1 tRNA gene and 3 rRNA genes are annotated in these 5106 nt (G+C 53.7%); all 4 read left to right on the forward strand.

Going from position 1 to position 5106, the window contains the following annotated elements:
- The first annotated feature begins 44 nt into the window (after positions 1-44).
- Positions 45-1560 (forward strand): 16S ribosomal RNA (locus tag GM79_RS09305).
- A 98-nt stretch (positions 1561-1658) separates the two neighbouring features.
- Positions 1659-1732 (forward strand) — tRNA-Ile (locus GM79_RS09310).
- 184 nt (positions 1733-1916) lie between these two features.
- Positions 1917-4837: ribosomal RNA gene (locus tag GM79_RS09315) — 23S ribosomal RNA — on the forward strand.
- 128 nt (positions 4838-4965) lie between these two features.
- Positions 4966-5077: ribosomal RNA gene (gene rrf, locus GM79_RS09320) — 5S ribosomal RNA — on the forward strand.
- Together the 16S, 23S and 5S rRNA genes with 1 tRNA gene alongside form the textbook arrangement of a ribosomal RNA operon.
- The last annotated feature ends 29 nt before the right edge of the window (positions 5078-5106 follow it).

Raw genomic sequence — 5106 nt, forward strand, 5'->3', positions numbered from 1 at the left:
AGCACTCGACATCAGCCCATGTTCGCATGGGTGTAGAACATTTTACAATGGAGAGTTTGATCTTGGCTCAGGATGAACGCTAGCGGCAGGCCTAATACATGCAAGTCGAACGGTCTTTAGCAATAGAGATAGTGGCGCACGGGTGCGTAACGCGTAACCAACCTACCTGAATCTGGGGGATAGCCCGCCGAAAGGCGGATTAATACCGCATAAAACCACAGAGTGGCATCACTTAATGGTTAAAGATTTATTGGATTCAGATGGGGTTGCGTGCCATTAGCTAGTTGGGGAGGTAACGGCTCACCAAGGCGACGATGGCTAGGGGAGCTGAGAGGCTGGTCCCCCACACGGGCACTGAGATACGGGCCCGACTCCTACGGGAGGCAGCAGTAGGGAATATTGGGCAATGGACGAGAGTCTGACCCAGCCATGCCGCGTGCAGGATGAAGGCTTTCTGAGTCGTAAACTGCTTTTCTCAGGGAAGAAAAAAGGGCATGCGTGCTCTACTGACGGTACCTGAGGAATAAGCACCGGCTAACTCCGTGCCAGCAGCCGCGGTAATACGGAGGGTGCAAGCGTTGTCCGGATTTATTGGGTTTAAAGGGTGCGTAGGCGGTTCTTTAAGTCCGGGGTGAAAGCCCACTGCTCAACAGTGGAACTGCCCTGGAAACTGGCGAACTTGAGTACAGACGAGGGTGGCGGAATGGATACTGTAGCGGTGAAATGCATAGATAGTATCCAGAACACCGATTGCGAAGGCAGCTGCCTAGACTGTAACTGACGCTGAGGCACGAAAGCGTGGGGAGCGAACAGGATTAGATACCCTGGTAGTCCACGCCGTAAACGATGGATACTCGCTGGTGGCGATAGATGGTCACTGGCTTAGCGAAAGCGTTAAGTATCCCACCTGGGGAGTACGCTCGCAAGAGTGAAACTCAAAAGAATTGACGGGGGCCCGCACAAGTGGTGGAGCATGTGGTTTAATTCGATGATACGCGAGGAACCTTACCTAGGCTAGAATGCGCGTGACCGGCTCAGAGATGAGCCTTTCCTTCGGGACACAAAGCAAGGTGCTGCATGGCCGTCGTCAGCTCGTGCCGTGAGGTGTTGGGTTAAGTCCCGCAACGAGCGCAACCCCTATGTTTAGTTGCCAGCATGTAATGATGGGGACTCTAGACAGACTGCCTGCGCAAGCAGTGAGGAAGGCGGGGACGACGTCAGGTCATCATGGCCCTTACGCCTAGGGCTACACACGTGCTACAATGGACGGTACAGCGGGTTGCCAACCAGCGATGGTGCGCCAATCCCGAAAAGCCGTTCTCAGTTCGGATCGGAGTCTGCAACTCGACTCCGTGAAGCTGGAATCACTAGTAATCGCGTATCAGCAATGACGCGGTGAATACGTTCCCGGGCCTTGTACACACCGCCCGTCAAGCCATGGAAGTTTGGTAGACCTGAAGCTGGTGCTCCGCAACGAAGCCAGTTAGGGTAGAACAGGTAACTAGGGCTAAGTCGTAACAAGGTAGCCGTACCGGAAGGTGCGGCTGGATCACCTCCTTTCTGGAGCAGTTCGACTCGTGAGTTCGTGGCGTGGTACGCTTACAATTACAACTTATTATTGTCTTTTCCATCATTCAAATAATTTAGACACTGGTTTTGGGCTTGTAGCTCAGGTGGTTAGAGCGCTACACTGATAATGTAGAGGTCCCTGGTTCGAGTCCAGGCAGGCCCACTCTAACGACTTAACCAAGTTGTTATTAATACATAGGTTGCTTTCAATTGGAAAGCAACTTCGAAACTGCTAAATACCAGAGCAGTAAACGTTCTTTGACGTAAGGGGTAACAAAAACGAAGCGTAGCGCGCTTGCTCTAGCGATAGAGAAAGCACTTCTTAGCAATAAGGAGAGCGTTACGAACAAGAAGTAAGAAAGAGCACACGGGGGATGCCTAGGGTCTCAGAGGCGACGAAGGACGCGATAAGCTGCGATAAGGCTGGGGGAGAGGCACATACTCGTTACATCCCAGCATTTCCGAATGGGGCAACCCCCTGACTGGAAGAGTCAGGAACCGACCAGCTTGACTGGCGGTGGCAAACGCAGGGAACTGAAACATCTAAGTACCTGCAGGAAAAGAAAATAACAATGATTCCCCAAGTAGTGGCGAGCGAACGGGGAGGAGCCCAAACCGGGTTGGTTACGGCCAATCCGGGGTTGTAGGACCACGACATCTGATTGAATCGAGTTAGCTGAAGCCCTTGGGAAAGGGCGCCATAGACGGTGAGAGCCCGGTAAGCGACAATTCTGATTCACGGTAGTGGGATCCTGAGTAGGGCGGGGCCGGAGAAACCCCGTCTGAATCGAGCGGCACCATCCGCTAAGGCTACATACTCCTGAGACACCGATAGTGAACTAGTACCGTGAGGGAAAGGTGAAAAGAACCGGGAATACCGGAGTGAAAAGAACCTGAAACCGTGTGCTTACAAGCAGTTAGAGGCCTTTAGTGGGCTGATAGCGTGCCTTTTGCATAATGAGCCTACGAGTTACTCCTCCCCGGCAAGGTTAAGCGCTTTAAGGCGCGGAGCCGCAGCGAAAGCGAGTCTGAACAGGGCGTGCAGTCGGGGGGGGTAGACGCGAAACTTTGTGAGCTACCCTTGAGCAGGTTGAAGGTGCAGTAACATGCACTGGAGGACCGAACCAGTTTCCGTTGAAAAGGATTTGGATGACTTGAGGGTAGGGGTGAAAGGCCAATCAAACTGAGAAATAGCTCGTACTCCCCGAAATGTATTGAGGTACAGCGTCGTGGTTGAGGTCATTGGAGGTAGAGCTACCAATAGGACTAGGGGGTGTCAGAGCCTACCGAATCCTGATGAACTCCGAATGCCAATGGCTATACACGGCAGTGAGGCCTGGGGTGCTAAGGTCCCCGGCCGAGAGGGAAAGAACCCAGACCAACAGCTAAGGTCCCTAAATCTAGATTAAGTTGAACAAAGGAGGTCCACTTGCTTTGACAGCCAGGAGGTTGGCTTGGAAGCAGCCATTCCTTTAAAGAGTGCGTAACAGCTCACTGGTCGAGCGAGCGGGCGTCGATAATACGCGGGCATCAAATCTAGTACCGAAGCTTTGGATTTAGTATGAAAGACTACTAAGTGGTAGGGGAGCATTCTCCTTGCGGTGAAGGCGTGTCGTCAGGCATGTTGGAGCGTGGAGAAAAGCATATGTAGGCATGAGTAACGATAATGCGGGTGAGAAACCCGCACGCCGATAGACTAAGGTTTCCAATTCAACGCTAATCGGAATTGGGTTAGTCGGGACCTAAGGGGAAGCCGAAAGGTGCACTCGATGGACAGCAGGTTAATATTCCTGTACTAATGAATGGAAGTGATGCAGTGACGCAGAAGTGAAAGCACCGCGGGCGGACGGAAGTGCCCGTTGAAGACCGTAGGTATTGGGGAGGTAGTTAAGTACGCCACTCTAGCCGAAAGTTGATAGTACCGTACGTTCTTCGGAACACGCGGATAGTGTGCCTAATCCGACTGCCAAGAAAACCTGCTAAGCGTTTTAACCCATTTATTACCCGTACCGCAAACCGACACAGGTAGTCAAGGAGAGTATCCTGAGGCGCTCGAGTGAATCACGGCCAAGGAACTCGGCAAAATGGACCTGTAACTTCGGGAGAAGGGTCGCTTCCTCGTTGCAAGACGAGAAGCCGCAGTGAAAAGGCCCAGGCGACTGTTTAACAAAAACACATGACTTTGCTAACGCGCAAGCGGACGTATAAGGTCTGACACCTGCCCGGTGCCGGAAGGTTAAGAGGGGAACTTAGTCGCAAGGCGAAGGTTTGAATCGAAGCCCCGGTAAACGGCGGCCGTAACTATAACGGTCCTAAGGTAGCGAAATTCCTTGTCGGGTAAGTTCCGACCTGCACGAATGGTGTAACGATCTGGGCGCTGTCTCAGCCGTGAGCTCGGTGAAATTGTAGTCTCGGTGAAGATGCCGAGTACCCGCCACGGGACGGAAAGACCCCGTGCACCTTTACTATAGGTTGCCATTGGTGTTGGGTTCGGCATGTGTAGCATAGGCGGGAGGCGCTGAGCCGGGGACGCTAGTTCTCGGGGAGCCGACGTTGAAATACCGCCCTTGCCGTGCCTGATGCCTAATCCCGAAGATTCGGGAGACAGTGGCTGCTGGGTAGTTTGACTGGGGTGGTCGCCTCCAAAAGAGTATCGGAGGCTTTCAAAGGTCCGCTCAGTCCGCTTGGTAACCGGACGCAGAGCGCAATAGCAGAAGCGGGCTTGACTGTGAGGCCGACTAGCCGAGCAGGGTCGAAAGACGGATATAGTGATCCGGTGGTTCCGCATGGAAGGGCCATCGCTCAAAGGATAAAAGGTACGCCGGGGATAACAGGCTGATCTCCCCCAAGAGCTCATATCGACGGGGAGGTTTGGCACCTCGATGTCGGCTCGTCACGTCCTGGGGCTGGAGAAGGTCCCAAGGGTTCGGCTGTTCGCCGATTAAAGTGGCACGCGAGCTGGGTTCAGAACGTCGTGAGACAGTTCGGTCCCTATCTGTGGTGGGCGTTGGAAATTTGACAGGACCTGTCCTTAGTACGAGAGGACCGGGATGGACCAGCCGCTGGTGCGCCGGTTGTACCGCCAGGTGCAGCGCCGGGTAGCTACGCTGGGACGAGATAAGCGCTGAAAGCATCTAAGTGCGAAACTCACCTGGAGATGAGATTTCCCAATGGAAGGCCCGTCGGAGATGACGACGTTGATAGGCGGCAGGTGAACAACTAGAAATAGAATAGCTGAGCCGTACTAAGTGGCCGAGGGCTTCTTTTAGAGCCGCACGCAAGTGCGGCTGGCGTCAAGCACGCACCATACGTTTCGTTTTTGTCCCCTTACGTCGAGTTATTGAGGGTTGCGTTCTTCTCACAAGAAGACAATAGAACACCGCAACCCCCGCCAGCAATGGTGGCTTTAGCCCGGGTGTTCACCTCTTCCCATTCCGAACAGAGTCGTTAAGCCCCGGTGCGCCTATGGTACTGCCTTCACCGGTGGGAGAGTCGGTCGCCGCCAACCTTATTGCCCAAACGCCCCCCGCCCGCTTT

It is taken from the genome of Hymenobacter sp. IS2118 (assembly GCF_000715495.1).
Classification (GTDB): Bacteria; Bacteroidota; Bacteroidia; order Cytophagales; family Hymenobacteraceae; genus Hymenobacter.